The organism is Shinella sp., from assembly GCF_049651085.1.
GTDB lineage: Bacteria > Pseudomonadota > Alphaproteobacteria > Rhizobiales > Rhizobiaceae > Shinella.
The window spans coordinates 189,305-207,924 of record NZ_JBASBL010000026.1 but is presented as its reverse complement, the minus strand read 5'-3'; the positions used below and the strand labels follow the sequence as shown (position 1 = coordinate 207,924).

The following is an 18,620-nucleotide window of genomic DNA, read 5'->3' as shown; positions in this document are numbered from 1 at the left end:
GCCACCAGCCGATTGACCGGGTGTGTTGAACAGCGCGCTTATACGGATTTTTGGCGCGAACGCAAGGGCTCGGGCGGAAAGCGTCCTGCTGCGTGCCCGAACGGGGCGGGAACAAAAGCGTGAACAAGGCGTTGTTCAGCCGATTCAACCATATGGAGTGACCGAAATGCAAGACCCGAACCTTGTCAATCGTCCCCCGGAGGATCCCGTAACGCGGCCGGTGGGTGATCGCGGCCAGACTGTCGTCAAGCAGAGCAACGCCGGAGGCACGGGAAGCTGGGCCATCGCCGTGATTCTCGCCGTTCTCGTCGCAGTCGGCATCTTCTACTTCCTCGGCAGCGGAGCGCCCGGCGACAATGTCGATCCGGCGGCGAATACCTCGGCAATCGGCACGCAGGACACCGCACCGGCCGGCGGCACCGGCACGACAGGCGGCACGGGCACGACTGGCGGCGCCACCGGCGGTACGCAGCCGCTGGAAAGCCAGCCGAACAGCGGCCAGCCGGCTGAAGGCGGTGGCGCAACCACCACCACACCGTAACCTTGCCGCATGGGGCAAAAGAGAAACCCGCCGGAAGCGGCGGGTTTCTTCTATCCTTCAGATCGTCGCTGGGTAGAGACGGTGGAGGCGCCGGATGCCGCTCATCACCTCCGGCGAGAGCGTGATGTCGGCGGCGGCAATATCCGTCTTCAGCTGTTCCATCGACGTTGCTCCGATGATGGCGGAGGCCGTGAAGGGCCGTGACAGACAGAAGGCGAGGGCCATCTGGGCCGGATCGAGCCCGTGTTCCTTCGCCAGGTCCACATAGGCCCGCACCGCCGGCTCCTGCAGCGGCTGGTAGCGGCCGCCGAGATCGCCGGTCTTCGTCATGCGCGAGCCTTCCGGCCGTGCGCCGTCGAGATACTTGCCGGTGAGAAGGCCCGCAGCCAGCGGCGAATAGGCGAGCAGGCCGACATCCTCGTGGTGCGACAGTTCCGCAAGGTCGAGGTCATGGGTCCGGTAGAGCAGGTTGTACTCGTTCTGGATCGATGCGATGCGCGGCAGGCCCTTCTCGCCGGCGAGTTGCAGCATGCGCATCGTGCCCCAGGCCGTGTCGTTGGAAAGGCCGAGCGCCCGCACTTTGCCAGCCTTCACGAGGTCGCCGACGGCTTCGAGGGCCTCCAGCAGGTCGGCGGCAACCTGCTCGCGGTCCTGTTGCGACGGGTCGTAGCTCCAGGCGTTGCGGAAGTGATAATGTCCGCGGTTAGGCCAATGCAGCTGGTAGAGGTCGAGATAGTCGGTCTTCAGGCGCGAAAGGCTGGCGTCGGCCGCGGCCAGAATGGCGGCGCGGTTCATCGGCTCGCCGCCGCGTATATAAGGACGGCCGGGGCCGGCGACCTTGGAGGCGAGCACGATCTTGTCACGGTTGCCGCGTGCTTTCATCCAGGAGCCGATGAAGCGCTCGGTGTCGCCATAGGTTTCGGGGGAGAGCGGCGTGGTCGGATAGAGTTCGGCCGTGTCGATGAAGTTCACGCCCCGGGAAACGGCGTAGTCGAGCTGGTCATGCGCTTCCTGCTCGCTGTTCTGCGAACCCCAGGTCATGGTGCCGAGGCAGATTTCAGACACGCTGATGCCGGTCCTGCCGAGCGGATTGTATTTCATGGGAGAGAAAATCCTGTCTGTGAAAACGGCGCGAATGTATGCTGGCCTGCGCGAAGTGCAAGCCGGTAAACCGCGATTCCCTGTGTGAAGGCCTTGGAAAGCATGGGCCGGGCAGGGGCGAGGGTGCCTGCACGCCTTGACTTGCGAGGCCGGAATGTGAATGGAAAAGGAAACAGAAGACGGGAGAAACCCCTATGAGCGTAGCATTCACCTTCCCCGGCCAGGGCAGCCAGGCCGTCGGCATGGGCAAGGATCTCGCAGAAGCCTTCCCGGAAGCGCGCGCCGTTTTCGCGGAAGTCGATGAAGCCCTCGGCCAGAAGCTTTCGACCATCATGTTCGAGGGACCGGAAGAGACGCTGACGCTGACGGCAAACGCCCAGCCGGCGCTGATGGCCGTTTCCATCGCCGTCATGCGCGTGCTGGAAGCGCGGGGCCTGTCGCTGAAGGATCAGGTTTCCTATGTCGCCGGCCACTCGCTCGGCGAATATTCGGCGCTCTGCGCCGCGGGCACCTTCTCGCTGGCCGATACCGCGCGGCTTCTGCGCATTCGCGGCAACGCCATGCAGTCGGCCGTTCCGGTCGGCGAGGGCGCGATGGCGGCGATCATCGGCCTGGAGCAGGCTGACGTGGAAGCCATCTGCGCGCAGGCCGCCGCCGGCGGCTCCTGCCAGATCGCCAACGACAATGGCGGCGGCCAGCTCGTCATCTCCGGCTCCAAGCCGGCGGTCGAGGAGGCGGCACGGCTCGCGACGGAAAAGGGCGCCAAGCGCGCGCTGATGCTTTCGGTTTCCGCCCCCTTCCATTCCACTCTGATGGCGCCTGCCGCCGATGCCATGCGCGAAGCGCTTGCCGCTGTCGAGGCGAAGGCCCCGGTCGTGCCGGTTATCGCCAATGTGCGCGCCGCCCCGGTCAGCGACCCGCAGGAAATCATGCGCCTGCTCGTCGAGCAGGTCACCGGCCAGGTGCGCTGGCGCGAGACGATCGAATGGTTCGGCAAGAACGACGTGACCACGCTTTATGAAGTCGGCTCGGGCAAGGTCCTGACCGGCCTTGCGCGCCGCATCGACAAGTCCGTCACCGGAATCGCCATCAACACTCCCGCCGATATCGACAGCGCGCTTGCAGCGCTCATCGGCTGATCTCTCTTTAAAGGAACGGCACCATGCTTGATCTTTCCGGCCGCAAGGCTCTCGTTACCGGCGCATCCGGCGGCATCGGCGAGGAGATCGCCCGCATCCTCCATGCCCAGGGCGCCATCGTCGGCCTGCACGGCACGCGCGTCGAGAAGCTCGAAGCGCTCGCAAACGACCTCGGCGAACGCGTCCAGATCTTCCCCGCCAACCTTTCCGACCGCGCCGAAGTGAAGGCGCTCGGCGAGAAGGCGGAAGCCGAACTCGGCGGCGTCGACATTCTCGTCAACAATGCAGGCATCACCAAGGACGGCCTGTTCGTGCGCATGAGCGACGACGACTGGGATGCGGTTCTCGAAGTGAACCTGACGGCCGTCTTCCGCCTGACGCGCGAACTGACCCATCCCATGATGCGCCGCCGCTACGGCCGTATCATCAACATCACCTCGGTCGTCGGCGTCACCGGAAATCCGGGCCAGGCGAACTATTGCGCGACCAAGGCCGGCATGATCGGCTTCACCAAGTCGCTGGCGCAGGAAATCGCCACCCGCAACGTGACCGTCAACTGCGTTGCGCCCGGATTCATCGAAAGCGCGATGACGGGCAAGCTGAACGACAAGCAGAAGGAAGCGATCATGGGGGCCATTCCCATGAAGCGCATGGGCACCGGCGCGGAAGTTGCGTCGGCCGTCGCCTACCTCGCCTCGTCGGAAGCATCCTACATGACGGGCCAGACGCTGCATGTGAACGGCGGCATGGCGATGATCTGATGATGGGCGAAGCACCCCGCGGAGCGGCATGAATAGCATGTTGACCGCTGGTGCACCGGCCATTTTCGGACTTTGCGGCAGACATAAACCGTGTTAATCGGGCCATGACTGCCAGCAGTCGACCGGCAAATGCCTGAGCGATCAGGCGATACGAAACAGTATCGCCTATGCCGCGTTGCCGGTTGAAGAGATTGCCGGATGTGTTCTTGAAGCACATCGGGCGTGTTGAGTGCCCGGTGCCGTGACAGGCGCCGATCAAAAACAAAGGTCGAGGAATCCGACATGAGCGATATCGCAGAACGCGTAAAGAAAATTGTCATTGATCATCTGGGCGTCGATGCCGAAAAGGTCAGCGAAGGCGCAAGCTTCATCGATGATCTTGGCGCGGACTCGCTCGACACCGTCGAACTGGTCATGGCGTTCGAAGAAGAGTTCGGCGTCGAGATCCCGGACGATGCCGCTGACTCGATCCTGACGGTCGGCGACGCTGTCAAGTTCATCGAGAAGGCCCAGGCCTGATCTGAAGCGACTGCCGGCGGGCCGCCTTCGGGCGGCCCGTCCCGGTCTCTTCAGGGAGGCCGCCCCTCTCTACGAGGCAACGGATACGAGAATACAAAGGGTGGACGATGAGGCGTGTCGTTATCACTGGTACCGGCATGGTATCACCGCTTGGCTGTGGCACCGAAGTAACGTGGAGCCGTCTCCTGGAAGGCCGCAGCGGCGCCGCCAGGGTAACCACCTTTGAGGTCGATGACCTCCCCGCAAAGATTGCCTGCTCCATTCCGCTCGGCGATGGCACCAACGGCACCTATGATCCCGACCAGTGGATGGAACCCAAGGAACAGCGCAAGGTTGATCCGTTCATCGCCTATGCGGTCGCGGCTGCCGACATGGCGCTTGCCGATGCCGGATGGCACCCCAAGACCGACGACGACCAGATCGCTACCGGCGTGCTCATCGGTTCGGGCATCGGTGGTCTCGATGGCATCGTCGAGGCCGGCTACGTTCTGCGCGACAAGGGCCCGCGTCGTATTTCGCCCTTCTTCATTCCCGGCCGCCTGATCAACCTTGCTTCGGGCCATGTTTCGATCAAGCACAAGCTGCGCGGCCCCAATCATTCCGTCGTCACGGCCTGTTCGACCGGCGCGCATGCGATCGGCGATGCAAGCCGTCTGATCGGCCTCGGTGATGCCGATGTCATGGTGGCGGGTGGTGCAGAATCCCCGATCTGCCGTATTTCGCTTGCGGGCTTTGCCGCCTGCAAGGCGCTGTCGACCGCCCGCAACGACGATCCGGTCGCCGCATCGCGCCCCTATGACCGCGACCGTGACGGCTTCGTCATGGGCGAGGGCGCTGGCGTCGTGGTGCTGGAAGAGCTGGAACACGCCAAGGCGCGCGGTGCGAAGATCTATGCCGAAGTGGTTGGTTACGGCCTGTCCGGCGATGCTTTCCACATCACCGCACCGTCCGAGGATGGCGATGGCGCCTTCCGCTGCATGACGATGGCGCTGAAGCGCGCCGGCATTCCGGCGAGCGAACTCGACTACATCAACGCGCACGGCACCTCCACCATGGCCGACACGATCGAGCTTGGCGCCGTCGAGCGCCTCGTCGGCGATGCGGCATCGCGGATCTCCATGTCGTCCACCAAGTCGGCCATCGGCCATCTGCTGGGGGCCGCCGGTGCGGTAGAGGCGATCTTCACGGCGCTGGCTATCCGTGACAATATCGCGCCGCCGACGCTGAACCTCGACAATCCAGACGTCGAGACGGCGATCGACCTGGTGCCGCACAAGGCCCGCAAGCGCGAGATAAATGTCGCGTTGTCCAATTCGTTCGGTTTCGGCGGAACGAATGCATCGCTGGTTCTCAAGCGTTACGGCTGATCCAGGGCTTTCGTCCCGGCGCGTTGCACATCCGAAAGAGAAGGGCAGGTCCATCCTGCTTTTGCCGCATTGCTCTGTTGCAAGACGTCGAGCAGTGTCGAAGCAAATCCGGCAGATTGCGCAGCCGTCTGCGTCCGGAATTGCGGAAACAAGATTGAAGCGTTCGTATTCCAAGGGAAGCGAACCGCTCCAGAACCATGAGGACAGTCCGTGAGCGACACGAACGATTCCGGCGAGACGCAGTTTGGCCGCGGCGAGGCATCCGGCCAGTCGCGCATCATTCCCAAATCCGCCAATGAGGCCCTGCGGCCCGAACAGGTGCCGGCCCCGCCGAGCCGTCGTCGCTCGCGCAAGGCGCGCAGCCAGATCGTCATCTTCCTGAATTTCGTCATGACCGTGGTGGTCTTCGCCTCGCTGATCGGCGTCGGTATCTTCTACTACGGCGTGAAGAGCTATGAAGAGCAGGGCCCGCTGACGGCCAATACGAACTTCATCGTTCGGAACGGCGCGGGAACCAATGAGATTGCCGCCAACCTCGAGCGCAACGACGTCATCACGGATGGCCGCGTCTTCCGCGTGCTGTCGCGCGTCTATCTCGACGGCGACACGCTGAAGGCCGGCGAGTACGAGATCAAGGCCGGCGCCTCCATGCGCGAGATCATGGAGCTCCTGAAATCCGGCAAGTCGATCCTCTACAGCGTTTCCGTACCGGAAGGGCTCACGGTCAAGCAGGTGTTCAAGCGCCTTGGCGACGATCCGGTGCTCGAAGGCGACCTGCCGACGGACCTGCCGGTCGAAGGCTCGCTGATGCCGGATACCTACAAGTTCTCGCGCGGCACCAAGCGCGCCGATATCCTCCACCAGATGCTGGATGCGCAGAAGTCGCTGATCGACCAGATCTGGGAGCGGCGTGACGACAAGCTGCCGATCGCCACGCGCGAGGAGTTCGTGACGCTCGCCTCTATCGTCGAGAAGGAAACGGGCCGCGCCGACGAGCGCCCGCGCGTCGCCTCGGTCTTCCTGAACCGGCTCGACAAGGGCATGCGCCTCCAGTCCGACCCGACGATCATCTACGGTATCTTCGGCGGCGACGGTAAGCCGGCGGAGCGCCCGATCTACCAGTCGGACCTCGAAAAGCAGACGCCCTTCAACACCTATATCATCAAGGGATTGCCGCCGACGCCGATCGCCAATCCGGGCCGCGCAGCGCTTGAGGCGGTCGCAAACCCGTCCCGCACCCCGGATCTCTATTTCGTTGCCGACGGCACGGGCGGCCACGTCTTCGCCGAGACGCTGGACGAGCACAACCAGAATGTCCGCCGCTGGCGCAAGCTGGAAGCGGAAAAGGCCGCGGCCGCCAAGGAGGCGGAAGCCGGCAAGTCCCCGTAACCGGATATACCCGATCTGAACCCGGCCCCGGCGCTTTCGTCCGGGGCCGTTTTGTTCGGGGATATCACCTTTGATGTGGATCGCGGCGTCTCGCGCACGCTTGCCCGTTTCCAACCCCGTGAAACTGCTTCATTTTAATGCGGATGATGGCGCGCGTGCCGCGCGCATCCGGCTGCCCGTTCCCGGCTCTTGCCGTGGCAAGGCGAGGCGCCTTTGGAGGCTGACATGACATTGCAATCGATGACCGGCTTTTCGCGGGTCGAGGGAACCAGCGGGCGCACGCGCTGGGCTTGGGAACTGCGCTCGGTCAACGGCAAGGGGCTGGACCTGCGGCTGCGGCTGCCACCCGGCTTCGAGGCGCTGGAGGCGGATATGCGCCGCCTTGCGGGCGAGGCCTTTTCGCGCGGCAATCTGCAGATCGGACTTGCCACCAGCGTCAGCGAGGCGCAGGTCGAGGCGGTGGTGAACCAGGGGGCGCTCGCTGCCGTTCTGGCCCTGCGCGAGCAACTGACCGGCGTCGTGGACCCCGCGCCGCTGAAGCTCGACACGCTGCTGTCGGTGCGCGGCATCGTCGATTTCCGTGAGGCGGAAGAGAGCGAGACGGAGCGCACGGCGCGCGACGGCGATATCCGCGCCGGTTTTGCCGAGGCGGTCCGCTGTCTTGCCGATATGCGGCGCAAGGAGGGGGACGCGCTTGCCGCGGTCCTGCTCGGCCAGGTCGCGCGCATCGAGGCGCTGACGGAGGCGGTCGAGGCCGATCCGTCGCGCAGCGTCGCAGCGATAGCCGAGCGGCTTTCCGCGCAGGTCGCCATGCTGATGCAGGGCGCGACGGCGCTCGATCGCGACCGGCTGCATCAGGAAGCGGCGCTTATCGCCACCAAGGCGGATCTGCGCGAGGAGATCGACCGGCTGAAGGCGCATGTGGCGGCGGCGCGCGAGCTGATCGCCCAGGGCGGCCCCATCGGCCGCAAGCTCGATTTTCTCGCACAGGAATTTAACAGGGAATCGAATACGATCTGTTCCAAGTCGAACGCTGCTGCTGTAACGGCTGCAGGCATCGAACTGAAGGTGGTCATCGACCAGTTCAGGGAACAGGTCCAGAATTTGGAGTAGGCCATGGCCGACCATTCGAAGCAGATCAACATCGAGCGTCGCGGGCTCATGCTCGTCATCTCCTCGCCGTCCGGCGCCGGAAAGTCGACCATCGCCCGCAACCTTCTGGAAGCCGATCCCGGTCTCAGCCTGTCGGTGAGTGTCACGACACGCCAGCGGCGCGCCAGCGAGATCGCCGGCCGCCACTACCATTTCATCAACCACAAGGAATTCGAGCGCCTGCGCGACGGCGATGCGCTGCTCGAATGGGCCGAGGTGCACGGCAATTTCTACGGCACGCCGCGCGAGCCGGTGGAATTGGCGATGTCCGCCGGCCGCGACATGCTCTTCGACATCGACTGGCAGGGCGCCCAGCAGCTTCAGGAGAAGATGCCGGCCGACGTCGTGTCGATTTTCATCCTGCCGCCCTCGATGACCGAGCTGCAGTCGCGCCTGCATCGCCGGGCGGAGGATACCGAAGAGGTCATCCAGACGCGCCTGGCGAACTCCCGGGCCGAGATCGAGCATTGGCGGGAATACGACTACGTCATCCTCAACGATGACCTCTCCGTCGCCTTCGATGCCGTGCAGAGCATCGTGAAGGCCGAACGCCTGCGGCGTGACCGGCGGCATGGGCTTTTCGAGTTCGTGACCCAACTGGTGACGGAGAAGCCGGCGCTCTGAGGCGCGGCGCTACGGCGGACCCTCATTCGGGGTTCGCCCTCCTACCGGCGGCAGGCCCGATGAGGGGTGTCCTTCAGGGCTTCAGAGCGTGTTCGCCAGCCGCACAAACTCTTCCACGCTCAGCGTTTCGGCCCGTCGCTGCGGGTCGATGTCTGCGCGCGCCAGCAATGCCTCACCGCCAAGCGATTTCACGCTCTGACGCAGCATCTTGCGGCGCTGGCCGAAAGCGGCGTGGGTGACGCGCTCCAGGGCGCTTGCGTCACAGGCCAGCGGCCTGGCGATCGGTTCCAGATGCACGACGGACGACGTCACCTTCGGCGGCGGCGTGAAGGCCTGCGGCGGCACGTCGAAGGCCATGCTGGCCTGCGTGCGCCACCCGCAGAGCACGCCGAGCCGGCCGTAGTGATCGTCATCCTCCTGTGCAACGATGCGTAGGCCCACCTCGCGCTGGAACATCAGCGTCAGCGAATCCCAGAAGGGCGGCCAGGCCTTGGGCAAGAGCCAGTTGACGAGGAGCTGCGTGCCGACATTGTAGGGGAGGTTGGCGATGATGCGCGTCGGCTCGCCGGGCGCCAGCGCCTCGAAATCCGTCTTCAGCGCATCGCCTTCGATGACCGTCAGGCGGCCCGGATAGTGATCGGCGATCTCCGCCAGCGCGGGCAGGCAGCGCGCGTCGCGCTCGATGGCGATCACATGCTTGGCGCCGAGGGCAAGGATGGCGCGCGTCAGGCCGCCGGGGCCTGGTCCGACCTCGATCACCGTGTGGTTCTCGATAGGGCCGGCGGTGCGGGCGATCTTCTGGGTGAGGTTTAGGTCGAGCAGGAAATTCTGGCCGAGCGACTTCTTGGCGTCCAGTCCATGCCGCTGGATGACGTCGCGAAGCGGGGGAAGTCCATCGAGCGCTGCCATCACGCAACCTCCCTTTCTGTTCGTTCGTGTGCGGCCAACTCCCGGGCAAGCCGCAGCGCGGCGAGCAGGCTGTCCGGCTTGGCGATACCCTTGCCGGCGATGGCAAAGGCCGTGCCGTGGTCCGGCGAGGTGCGGATGAAGGGCAGGCCGAGCGTCGCATTGACGGAATCGTCGAAGCCAAGGGCCTTGGCCGGGATCAGCGCCTGGTCGTGATACATGCAGAGCGCCACGTCATAGGTCGCGCGCGCCGCATCGTGGAACATCGTATCGGCCGGAAGCGGGCCCACGACAGCCATGCCTGCCGCCCTGAGCCGCTCGACGGCCGGGCGCACGATGGCCTCGTCCTCCAGCCCCAGTGCGCCGCCTTCGCCCGCATGCGGGTTGAGCCCGGCAATGGCGAGGCGCGGCCGGGCAATGCCGAAGCGCTGGCGCAGGTCCCGCTCGGTGATGACAGCGGTTTCGACGATGAGGTCTTCGGTCAGCGCCGCCGGAACGTCCTTCAGCGGAATGTGGATCGTCACGGGAACGGTGCGCAGTTTCGGCCCAGCGAGCAGCATGACGGGGAGAAGCGACGGCTGGCCGGTCGCTTTCGCTGCGAGATCGGCAAGGAATTCCGTATGGCCGGGAAAGCCGAAGCCGGCGTCGTAGAGCACTGCCTTGGCGATGGGGTTCGTCACGACGGCTGAAGTTCGTCCGGCGATGGTCAGGGCGACGGCCGTCTCGATTGCGCCGGTGATGGCGGCGGCGTTGCGCGGGTCGGGTGCACCCGGTGTGACAGGCGCGGCGCAGTCGCTGGAGAGCACCGGGATTGCCTCATGGAAGAGGGCGCCAGCCGTTTCCGGCCCGGCAGCAGCGACGGCGATATCCAGGCCCAGCACCGCAGCGCGATCCCGCAGGACTGCCGCATCGCCGATGAAGAGGAAAGGAGGGAGCGAAAGGCTCTCGCGGGCCGCCCAGAGGGCGAGGGTGATATCGGGTCCTATCCCCGCCGGATCGCCCATGGTGAGCGCCAGCGGAGGAATGTTCATCGTCGTCATGGGGGACCCTGCCACGAGCGCAATTCCGGCAGGAATGTGCAGCGATCCTGCAGCCGGTATTGCGTGGAAACAAAGGGCTGGAGCCTTTTCCGAAGGGAACATGCTCCAGCGGGTTTGAAGGCGCCCCGGTATCGGAGCGCTGGAAATCAGCGTTCGGTGATCGTTGCCTTCTTGCGCAGCTCGGCGACGTATTTCTTGCTGTTCGCGTCGTCTTCGCCGGTCTTCGCCTTGGCGAGATCCTCGGCGCGGAAGACCATTTCGGCCGCCACGTCGTCGTTGACTTCACGCTTCATGCAGATTGCGAGATATTCGACGCCGCGTTCGGTGACGCGCGTGCCGGTGGTCTGGCCGTTCGACTTCTCGACCAGCGGCTTCCAGTCTGCGGGCATTTCCGGCGCCAGCACGCGGCCGAGGTCGCGGATCGAGACGTCATGCATCGTTGCGGCGAAGGCCTTGGCCTGATCGCAGCCGGGGAATTTCGAGCGGGAGGCTTCCGCCTCCGCCTTGCGCTTGCCGAGGATGGCGTTGCGGCGCTTTTCCGGCACGACGAAAATGACCTGCTTGAGGAAGTACTCGGTGGTCACCGGCTTCTTGCCGCCATTTTCCTGCATGCGCTCGACGAGGGACTTGCCGTTGTTGGCGCGGCCGAAGCGGGCATTGACGACGCGCGGCCAGCTCATCTGCAGGGCGATGAACTGCTTGAAATGGTCGGAGCCGACGCCGGCCTGGTTCAGGACCTTGCCGAGCTGTTCCGGCGACATCTTGTTGGAAGCCGCAAATCGCGCATAGGCGGCATCGACTTCGGCCATGCTGACGGATGCGCGGATACGCAGAATTTCATCGCGCTTCAGCGTATCGTCGATCAGCTGTTCGCGGGCGAGGCTGCGAAGATTTCCCTTCGAGCGCTGAAGCTTCAGGAAGTTGACGCGGCGCTCCAGGTCACCGGAGGTGATCGCGGTGTTGTTGACGACCGCGACGACCGAGCTTGCGGCCTGCGCGGTGCCTGCCGGGGCGGTGATCGTCACGGCTGCGGCGAGCGCGACGCCCATCATCATGGAACGCACCAGAGATTGTCTGCCCATCATGCCAGTCCCTCTTCCAAAACCCATTTTATGCCCTCCCGCTTGCCGTGTCGCGCCAGTCATGTGCACATCCGGGAGAAAACCTTCTCCCGGATGTGCATAATACATGCGGCCAAACGATGACAAGAGCAGTCTGGGGGCCGTCAGAAACCGGCGAGCGTCGTATCGCCGACCTGAATGTCGCCGATCGTGCGGAACATCAGGCGCGCACCGATCGACCAGTCGTTCGCAGCGGTGCTCGATTTGTCGCGCGTCTGCTCGTAGACGAGCGAGAAGACCGTATCGCGGTCGTCATAGGAAACGCCGAGGCCGTTGCGCGAAATGATATGATTGCCGATGTCGTAGGTTACCGAGCCGAAGACCGACCAGTAGTCGTGGAACTTGAACGCGGCAGCGCCCTGAACCTCGCTTGCAGTGTCCGTAAGGCCGTAGAGCGGCTGCGCGGCGATGCGCGTATAGGTGATCTCGGTCTCGAAACGGATGCCGTCGAAGCGCAGCGACGTATCCGAGCGGCGCACCGAGAAATCGTCCTTGTCGAGACGGGCGCTGGTCGAGAACGAGATGCCGCTCGGCAGATCGACGCCGGCCATGCCGACATAGTCCGAGGCATCCGTCTCAAGGCCCGAATTGGCGCCGGCATTCACGAGGTCGGGGGACGCGAAGGAGTTCACGCCGCCAAGCTGGAAGGACTGGCCGACAATGCTGCGAAGGCGCACGCCATTGTCGAAAGTCCCGGTATAGCGCAGGCCGAGATTGGCGCGCGTGCCGCCTTCGGTCCGGTCGAAGCCGGAGAACTTGTCACGCTCGAAGAGATTGGTGGCGTCGAAGACGAAGCTCTGGGCATCCTCGTTCGGCAGGCGGCCGGCAAGGTCTTCGTCGGGACGCGCATAGATCTGCGCGATCGGCTCGAAGAGATGCGTGCTGTAGTCCGTCGTCGCGAGGATCGGGTAGCGCGCCTCCAGGCCAGCCGTCAGCATGGTGCGGGTCGCGCTGTCGCCGGTTTCGTATGTGCCGGCATAGCCTGCGCCAGGCGGGCGCATGTCGAGGCGGTGGATATCGCCGCGTGCGGCGAGCAGGGGGGTCAGCACCAGGCCGCCCGGCACGACGAACTGGCGTTTCCATTCCAGTTCGCTCGTCAACCGGGTCATGCCGCCTTCGAGACCGGGGAAACGGTTCACGCCGTTCACCGTCGTGAAGGTGTCGGCGAGGTCGCGGTCGATGTTTGTAATGTTGGTCGTAACGCTCAGTTCACCGCCAAGCACCGGCTGCGGCACGATATATTCGTGATCGAGCGTCTGGGCGATCGCCTGCTTGCGCTCTGCCTGATCCAGCGGGTCGGCGTCCTGGACGTCGAAATAGAAGGCACGCAGATCGAAGCTGTTGCGGCGGCTGAGGCCGGACAGGTAGCCCTGATTGGCGAAGGTGTCGCTCTCGAAGCCCCTGATTTCATAGGTGCGCGCGAAGTTGTTGTCGGTCTGCGACATGACGTTCCAGCCGAACGCCCATCGCGGATTGATCTGGAAGCTGCCGGTCGAGGCGACCATGCCGCGGAAACCGTCTTCCTGCCAGTCGGACGTGTTCGGCGTGAATACGTCGGAGTTCATCTGCCTGATGCCGGCAGCGCGCAGCGTCACGGCGCCGTTGTGGAACCGCTTGCGGAACTCGGCTTCCATGAGGAAGCCCTGATTGGTGAGGATCGTCGGCGACAGCGTCGCGTCCATGTCCGGCGCGATCGCGATGTAATAGGGCGTCGTCAGTCCGAAGCCCAGCTTCTGGGTGTAGCGGAACTGCGGGAAGAGGAAGCCGGTCTTGCGCTTGACGGTGTGGTCCGGCACTTCGAGCACCGGAATATAGGCGATCGGCTTGCCGAACATCTCGAAGCGCGCGCGCTCGAGGCGGATCGTTTTCGTACGCCCGTTCTGCACGACGCGCTCGGCCTTGACCTCCCACAGCCCGCGATGGGTCGGGTTCGTGGCGCAGGGCGTGCAGGCGGTGTAGACGGCGTGGTTGAGGACCATTTCTTCGCCGTTGACGCGCTCGCCGCTGGTCGCCGCCAGTTTGGTGAGGTCGGTGGTTTCTATGCGCAGCGCATTGATGAACCCGTTGGCGAAGTTGTCCGACAGGTCCATCTCGTCGCCGTAGATGCGGTTGCCGGTCGGTTCGATGAGTTCGATATTGCCGCGTGCCTTCAGCCGACCCGTCTTCTGGTCGTATTCGACCTCGCGGGCGACCAGCTTGTAGCCGGCATAATTGATCTGCACGGCGCCTCGCGCGAGGACCGTGTCATTGTCGTTGTTATAGATGAGCTCGTTCGAGGCGAGCAGCAGCTTGGCGTCGTCCGGGATGTTCGGCTGCGTCGTCGCAAGATCCGACATCTGCGCGTAAACCGTTACGGACGAAGCGGGCATGAGGGCGCATACGGCCGCACCTGCAAGCAGGGCGGCTCTTAACCACCGATTCTTTTTGCGGGCGCCTACCGCCACTAGCCGTCCTCCTGATGCAGAAGAATAGTCGCACCCAACGACATCGCGACGACCACTGGGAGCCAGGCCGCAACGAACGGAGGAACAACACCGCTGCTTCCGAATGCCTTCACAAGCACGGTGACGACATAAAGCATGAAGCCTGAAAGTATTCCACCCAGAATCACCGCACGCGATTGATTAAACCTACTAAATTTTAACGATACACAGGCTGCGATCAGGGTCATGGCAACCAGGAGGAGTGGCAGCGAAAGCATGGAATGGAGCTGCGTTTCCATGGCGTTCGTCGGGAAACCGAAGGATTTTGCCACTTCGATCTTCCGGCCGATGTCGAAAAAGGCAATGCTTTCAGGCTTTTCCAGGCTTTCGGAAACGAATTCCCGTTTCAGATTGGTACGAAGCTGTACCTCATCGAGACGGACCGGCAATTCGCCGCTGCGTGTCTCGTGCACGTTCTTAAGAAGCCAGTAACCATCTTCCAAAGTGGCCGAGTCGGCGTCCTGGCGCAGCACGATCCGGCTGTCGGAATCGAAGTGGATGACGGACACATTGAGCAGCCGCGTTCCGTTGTCGAGAACGGCCTTCGCACCGATGATCGCCTCGTCCTTGTCGTAGATCTGGCGGAGCCACGGAACGGCATTGTTCGCGCGTGCGGAATTGGTGGCGCCCCAGGATGCTTCGAATTCCTGCGCCTTCTGGCTGCCCCATGCCGCAAGCGGATTGAGCGTCAGCACGGAAAGCACGCCGAACAGGAACGAGCCTATGACGAAGGGGCGCAGGAACTGCCAGACGGAAATGCCGGCGGCGCGCGTCACGACCAGTTCGTAGCGCCGGTTGAGCGAGATAAGGGCCGCCATGCCGGCAAACAGTGCGACGAAGGGCACCGTCTGCATCAGGATCGTCGGGATGCGCAGCGCCGTCACGAGAAGGCCGGTGGAAAGCGTATAGCCGGGCAGGGCTCCGGCCCGGTTGGACATCTCCGAAAAGTCGATGATGAAGACCAGCGCGAAGATACCAAGCAGGAACCAGATCGTGGTGACGACGTAGCGGCGGAAGAAGTAGAGGCCGAGCGTGCGGATCATGGCTTGTCGCTCCCGCCGGTCGAGGCCGGGTTGGGTCTGGTGAAGCGCGCAAGCAGTCTGTCGCGCAACTCGTTGACACGGTCGCTGAGCGTTGCGGGTATCTCGAGGCTCTTGTTGCGCGCGAGATACCGGATGGCGAGCGCTGCCGTAAGGATCGGGATCAGGTACATGATCGGGATGAAATAGAGGGAGTCTTCTGCGCTGTTCGAGGCATAGAAGCTCGCCCAGCGCACGAAGAGGGCGCTCAGCAGCGCAGTGATCATCGGATGCATGCGCGCCTCCCGGTGGGAACGCGCGTCGCCGCTGACGACGAGGGCGATCAGGCCGAAGACGATGGGGAACATCCAGTCGCTGAAACGCCGGTGCAGCTCGGCAGTGAAGGACCCCGGATTGTGCTTGTATTGCGGGTCTTCGGGATCGGGATTGAAGAGATAGGGCAGGTCGCGGTCCTTGGCCCGGATGTTCGACGTGCCGGTGCTCTGGGTGAGGTCGGCAAGGTCGAATGCGTAGGATTCGAACTTGATGATGGAGACGTTGCCGTCCGGCAGCTTGCGGTGCACCTCGCCGTCCTTCATCACCAGCGCCGAGGAGTTCTCGTCCACCGCGCCCTCGCGGGCATAGTAGACCATCTCGAAGCGCGGATCGCGCGTATCGGCGACGAAGAGACCATGCAGAACGCCGTTGCTGCGCCGTTCCGCCACCTGCACATAGAGGTCGTCGGTGATCTTGCGGAAGGTGTTTTCCTGCACGACGGCCGAAAGCATGTCGGCATGGGCCGTCGCGATCATCTTGCGCACGGCCATGCGGGAATAGGGCTCGACGAAATTGTCGACGGCGAAGGAGACGAGGCTCATCGCGACGGCGAGAATCATGATCGGGCGGATGATCGTCGTGCGCGAGCTGCCGGCCGAGTTCAGAACCGTCAGCTCCGAATCGGCATTCATGACGGTCAGCGTCTGCGACACGCCGATGACCAGCGCGAAGGGCAGGATGATCGGGATGACGGATGGCAGGATGAGCGTGGCGAGCTTCATGAAGGCGAAGATCGACTGGCCGCTGTCGGTGACGAGGTTGATGCTGGTGAGGGCCTGCGTGACCCAGACGATGCCGAGCAAGGGCAAAAGCGTGGCGACGAACATGAGCGACGCCCGCCGCAGGATATAGCGCTCGATCAGTTTCATCGTTTTGTCCGCGTTTCCGACAAACGGCTCCTGCTGGGTGTCATGATGACCATCGGAACCGCCATGGGCATATAAGCTTTCTTGAGGCTGACGCCATAGCGGAGAGTCTCCGCCCGGATAGAAAATTTATGACGAACAAGCATGGCTAACGTTCTCTAAAGAAGCGCATACATCTTGCCAAGCGCGGCAAAAGCGACAAGGAATTGACGCGACTAGCGGCCTTCCGGCCGAACGAGAGGCCGCCCGGTCCCCCAGCGGCTTATATGCGGAGTAAATCATGGCTTCCAGATTCGATATCAGTTTCGCAAAGACGGCGCGCGCCTCGGGCGGTCTTGCAATCCTTCTCCAGATTTCCGGCGGGCAGGCGGCTGGGCTTGGCGAGGTCGATCCGGAGGGCGTCGTCAGCCGCGCGGCGGACGTTGCGAAATTCACCGGCAGGGCGCTGAAAAATCTCGATATCCTGGCCCCGCATGGCGCGCCGGTCGACCGCATCATGGTGCTCGGCCTCGGCGATGCAGAGAAGTTGACGGCCCATGACTGGCTGAAGGCCGGCGGCGCCGCTGCCGCAAGGGTCGGCGGCGCGGAAAAGGCGACGATCTATCTCGATGCGCCGGGCCTCACCGTCATGGCGAAGAACGCCGCCGATTTTACGCTGGGCATGCAGCTCGGCGCCTACAGCTTCGACCTTTACAAGACCAAGAAGGCCGAGGATGACGAAGCGAAGAACGGCAGGGCCGTGAAGGTGACGATGGTCACTTCCGTTGCGAGCGCCGCCAAGAAGGCGAACGATGTTTCCGACGCGGTCGCGCAGGGCGTGATTCTCGCGCGCAACCTCGTCAACGAGCCCGCCAACGTGCTCGGCCCGGTGGAGTTCGCCGAAAAGGCCAAGGCGCTCGAAAAGCTCGGTGTCGACGTGACCATCCTCACCGAGCGCGAGATGAAGAAGCTCGGCATGGGCGCGCTTCTCGGCGTGTCGCAGGGTTCCGTTCGTCCGCCGCGCCTTGCGGTCATGCACTGGAAGGGCGGCAAGGAGAAGGACAGCCCGATCGCCTTTATCGGCAAGGGCGTCGTCTTCGACACGGGCGGCATTTCCATCAAGCCAGCCGGCGGCATGGAGGACATGAAGGGCGACATGGGCGGCGCGGCCGCCGTCATCGGCCTCATGCACACGCTGGCCGCCCGCAAGGCGAAGGCGAATGTCGTCGGCATTCTCGGCCTTGTGGAAAACATGCCCGACGGCAATGCGCAGCGCCCCGGCGATATCGTCAAGTCGATGTCCGGACAGACGATCGAGGTCATCAATACGGATGCCGAAGGCCGCCTCGTGCTGTGCGATGCGTTGTGGTACTGCAACGAGACCTTCAAGCCGCAGTTCATGATCAACCTCGCCACGCTGACCGGCGCGATCATGGTCGCGCTCGGCAGCCATCACGCGGGCCTGTTCTCCAACGACGACACGCTTGCCGCGCGCCTTACCTCCGCCGGCCTTTCGACCAATGAACGCCTGTGGCGCATGCCGCTCGGCCGTGAATACGACAAGATGATCGACAGCAAGTTCGCCGACATGAAGAACACCGGCGGCCGCTACGCGGGCTCGATCACCGCCGCGCAGTTCCTGCAGCGCTTCGTCAAGGACACGCCCTGGGCGCATCTCGATATTGCCGGCACCGCAATGGGCTCGCCGGCCGACGAGATCAACCAGTCCTGGGGCTCCGGCTTCGGCGTGCGCCTGCTCGACGAACTGGTGCGCGCGAACTACGAAGGGTGATGGAAGAGTGAGCGAAGTCCTCTTCTACCATCTGACGGAATCAAAGCTCGAAGATGCGCTGCCGCCTCTGCTCGACAAGAGTCTGGAGCGCGGCTGGCGCGTCGTCGTGCAGGCTGGCGACGCGGAGCGGCGCGATGCGCTCGACACGCATCTGTGGACTTTTCGCGAGGAAAGTTTCGTGCCGCATGGCACGGACGAGCAGGCCTTTCCCGCCGAGCAGCCGGTGTTGCTGACGGTGACGCCCGACAACCCGAACGCCGCGACGGTGCGCTTCATCGTCGCCGGCGCCGCGCCGCCGCCGCTCGATGGCTATGATCGCGTCATCTTCATGTTCGACGGCTATGACCAGGCCGAAGTCGAGACGGCACGCGAGCACTGGAAGCGTCTGAAGGGCGAGGGGCACCAGCTTACCTATTGGCAGCAGAACGGCGACGGGCGCTGGACGAAGAAGGCGTAGTTGCCGGCACCGGCCTATCTCCTTCGCC

General features: G+C 63.9%; 17 protein-coding genes. 10 read left to right on the top strand and 7 right to left on the bottom strand.

What is annotated here, in order from left to right:
- Nucleotides 1–166 precede the first annotated feature (166 nt).
- Nucleotides 167–541: a hypothetical protein gene (locus WA950_RS17005; RefSeq protein ID WP_424552898.1), complete on the top strand. Its 375-nt coding sequence runs from the start codon at nucleotides 167–169 to the stop codon at nucleotides 539–541.
- 57 nt (nucleotides 542–598) lie between these two features.
- Here WA950_RS17005 and WA950_RS17000 read toward each other — a convergent pair whose 3' ends face one another.
- On the bottom strand, nucleotides 599–1,642 hold the full coding sequence (locus WA950_RS17000) for an aldo/keto reductase (RefSeq protein ID WP_424552897.1): 1,044 nt from the start codon (nucleotides 1,640–1,642) through the stop codon (nucleotides 599–601).
- A gap of 194 nt (nucleotides 1,643–1,836) precedes the next feature.
- Here WA950_RS17000 and fabD point away from each other — a divergent pair, with 194 nt between their 5' ends.
- The 7 genes from fabD to gmk all read left to right on the top strand — a co-directional run bounded on the left by fabD (nucleotide 1,837) and on the right by gmk (nucleotide 8,593).
- The gene (gene fabD / locus WA950_RS16995) at nucleotides 1,837–2,781 is read left to right on the top strand and encodes an ACP S-malonyltransferase (RefSeq protein WP_424552896.1); all 945 of its coding nucleotides are present in this window, start codon (nucleotides 1,837–1,839) and stop codon (nucleotides 2,779–2,781) included.
- Nucleotides 2,782–2,804: 23 nt separating this feature from the next.
- A complete protein-coding gene (fabG, locus tag WA950_RS16990; protein WP_424552895.1) occupies nucleotides 2,805–3,542 on the top strand; it encodes a 3-oxoacyl-[acyl-carrier-protein] reductase in 738 nt (245 codons plus the stop codon).
- A gap of 282 nt (nucleotides 3,543–3,824) precedes the next feature.
- Nucleotides 3,825–4,061 (top strand): acyl carrier protein, encoded by a 237-nt coding sequence (locus WA950_RS16985; RefSeq protein ID WP_003531676.1) that lies wholly within the window; start codon nucleotides 3,825–3,827, stop codon nucleotides 4,059–4,061.
- A gap of 107 nt (nucleotides 4,062–4,168) precedes the next feature.
- The gene (gene fabF, locus WA950_RS16980; protein ID WP_424552894.1) at nucleotides 4,169–5,428 is read left to right on the top strand and encodes a beta-ketoacyl-ACP synthase II; all 1,260 of its coding nucleotides are present in this window, start codon (nucleotides 4,169–4,171) and stop codon (nucleotides 5,426–5,428) included.
- Nucleotides 5,429–5,638: 210 nt separating this feature from the next.
- Nucleotides 5,639–6,817 (top strand): endolytic transglycosylase MltG, encoded by a 1,179-nt coding sequence (gene mltG / locus WA950_RS16975; RefSeq protein WP_424552893.1) that lies wholly within the window; start codon nucleotides 5,639–5,641, stop codon nucleotides 6,815–6,817.
- Between the two features lie 225 nt (nucleotides 6,818–7,042).
- Nucleotides 7,043–7,930, top strand: a complete 888-nt coding sequence (locus tag WA950_RS16970; RefSeq protein ID WP_424552892.1) for a YicC/YloC family endoribonuclease — start codon at nucleotides 7,043–7,045, stop codon at nucleotides 7,928–7,930.
- Nucleotides 7,931–7,933: 3 nt separating this feature from the next.
- Nucleotides 7,934–8,593 carry a guanylate kinase gene (gene gmk, locus WA950_RS16965; RefSeq protein WP_424552891.1) on the top strand — a complete coding sequence of 220 codons (660 nt, stop codon included), beginning with the start codon at nucleotides 7,934–7,936 and terminating at the stop codon, nucleotides 8,591–8,593.
- A gap of 81 nt (nucleotides 8,594–8,674) precedes the next feature.
- On the opposite strand, the gene rsmA is transcribed toward gmk, so the two are convergent.
- From rsmA to lptF, 6 genes are all read right to left on the bottom strand, one after another.
- Complete coding sequence (rsmA, locus tag WA950_RS16960; RefSeq protein WP_424552890.1) at nucleotides 8,675–9,502, bottom strand: 16S rRNA (adenine(1518)-N(6)/adenine(1519)-N(6))-dimethyltransferase RsmA; 828 nt, start codon at nucleotides 9,500–9,502, stop codon at nucleotides 8,675–8,677.
- Nucleotides 9,502–10,539, bottom strand: coding sequence for a 4-hydroxythreonine-4-phosphate dehydrogenase PdxA (gene pdxA / locus WA950_RS16955; protein ID WP_424552889.1), 1,038 nt, complete (start codon nucleotides 10,537–10,539; stop codon nucleotides 9,502–9,504). Before pdxA ends, rsmA begins: the two co-directional genes overlap by 1 nt.
- Nucleotides 10,540–10,685: 146 nt before the next feature.
- On the bottom strand, nucleotides 10,686–11,624 hold the full coding sequence (locus WA950_RS16950) for a peptidylprolyl isomerase (protein WP_424552888.1): 939 nt from the start codon (nucleotides 11,622–11,624) through the stop codon (nucleotides 10,686–10,688).
- Nucleotides 11,625–11,764: 140 nt separating this feature from the next.
- Nucleotides 11,765–14,104 (bottom strand): LPS-assembly protein LptD, encoded by a 2,340-nt coding sequence (locus tag WA950_RS16945; protein WP_424552887.1) that lies wholly within the window; start codon nucleotides 14,102–14,104, stop codon nucleotides 11,765–11,767.
- The gene (gene lptG, locus WA950_RS16940) at nucleotides 14,104–15,186 is read right to left on the bottom strand and encodes an LPS export ABC transporter permease LptG (protein WP_424552886.1); all 1,083 of its coding nucleotides are present in this window, start codon (nucleotides 15,184–15,186) and stop codon (nucleotides 14,104–14,106) included. Before lptG ends, WA950_RS16945 begins: the two co-directional genes overlap by 1 nt.
- Complete coding sequence (gene lptF / locus WA950_RS16935; RefSeq protein ID WP_424552885.1) at nucleotides 15,183–16,367, bottom strand: LPS export ABC transporter permease LptF; 1,185 nt, start codon at nucleotides 16,365–16,367, stop codon at nucleotides 15,183–15,185. Before lptF ends, lptG begins: the two co-directional genes overlap by 4 nt.
- A 277-nt stretch (nucleotides 16,368–16,644) precedes the next feature.
- Between lptF and WA950_RS16930 the strand changes: the two genes are divergently transcribed.
- Both WA950_RS16930 and WA950_RS16925 read left to right on the top strand, forming a co-directional pair.
- Nucleotides 16,645–18,135: a leucyl aminopeptidase gene (locus tag WA950_RS16930; RefSeq protein WP_424552884.1), complete on the top strand. Its 1,491-nt coding sequence runs from the start codon at nucleotides 16,645–16,647 to the stop codon at nucleotides 18,133–18,135.
- Nucleotides 18,136–18,142: 7 nt separating this feature from the next.
- Complete coding sequence (locus tag WA950_RS16925; protein WP_424552883.1) at nucleotides 18,143–18,592, top strand: DNA polymerase III subunit chi; 450 nt, start codon at nucleotides 18,143–18,145, stop codon at nucleotides 18,590–18,592.
- The last annotated feature ends 28 nt before the right edge of the window (nucleotides 18,593–18,620 follow it).

What these genes read in the sequence shown, in the direction of transcription:
- rsmA (WP_424552890.1), bottom strand. Translation starts at nt 9,502, where the DNA reads ATGGCAGCGCTCGATGGACTTCCCCCGCTTCGCGACGTCATCCAGCGG.
- fabF (WP_424552894.1), top strand. Translation starts at nt 4,169, where the DNA reads ATGAGGCGTGTCGTTATCACTGGTACCGGCATGGTATCACCGCTTGGC.
- WA950_RS17005 (WP_424552898.1), top strand. Translation starts at nt 167, where the DNA reads ATGCAAGACCCGAACCTTGTCAATCGTCCCCCGGAGGATCCCGTAACG.
- WA950_RS16985 (WP_003531676.1), top strand. Translation starts at nt 3,825, where the DNA reads ATGAGCGATATCGCAGAACGCGTAAAGAAAATTGTCATTGATCATCTG.
- pdxA (WP_424552889.1), bottom strand. Translation starts at nt 10,539, where the DNA reads ATGACGACGATGAACATTCCTCCGCTGGCGCTCACCATGGGCGATCCG.
- lptF (WP_424552885.1), bottom strand. Translation starts at nt 16,367, where the DNA reads ATGAAACTGATCGAGCGCTATATCCTGCGGCGGGCGTCGCTCATGTTC.
- WA950_RS16930 (WP_424552884.1), top strand. Translation starts at nt 16,645, where the DNA reads ATGGCTTCCAGATTCGATATCAGTTTCGCAAAGACGGCGCGCGCCTCG.
- WA950_RS16950 (WP_424552888.1), bottom strand. Translation starts at nt 11,624, where the DNA reads ATGATGGGCAGACAATCTCTGGTGCGTTCCATGATGATGGGCGTCGCG.
- WA950_RS17000 (WP_424552897.1), bottom strand. Translation starts at nt 1,642, where the DNA reads ATGAAATACAATCCGCTCGGCAGGACCGGCATCAGCGTGTCTGAAATC.
- fabG (WP_424552895.1), top strand. Translation starts at nt 2,805, where the DNA reads ATGCTTGATCTTTCCGGCCGCAAGGCTCTCGTTACCGGCGCATCCGGC.
- gmk (WP_424552891.1), top strand. Translation starts at nt 7,934, where the DNA reads ATGGCCGACCATTCGAAGCAGATCAACATCGAGCGTCGCGGGCTCATG.
- fabD (WP_424552896.1), top strand. Translation starts at nt 1,837, where the DNA reads ATGAGCGTAGCATTCACCTTCCCCGGCCAGGGCAGCCAGGCCGTCGGC.
- WA950_RS16970 (WP_424552892.1), top strand. Translation starts at nt 7,043, where the DNA reads ATGACATTGCAATCGATGACCGGCTTTTCGCGGGTCGAGGGAACCAGC.
- lptG (WP_424552886.1), bottom strand. Translation starts at nt 15,186, where the DNA reads ATGATCCGCACGCTCGGCCTCTACTTCTTCCGCCGCTACGTCGTCACC.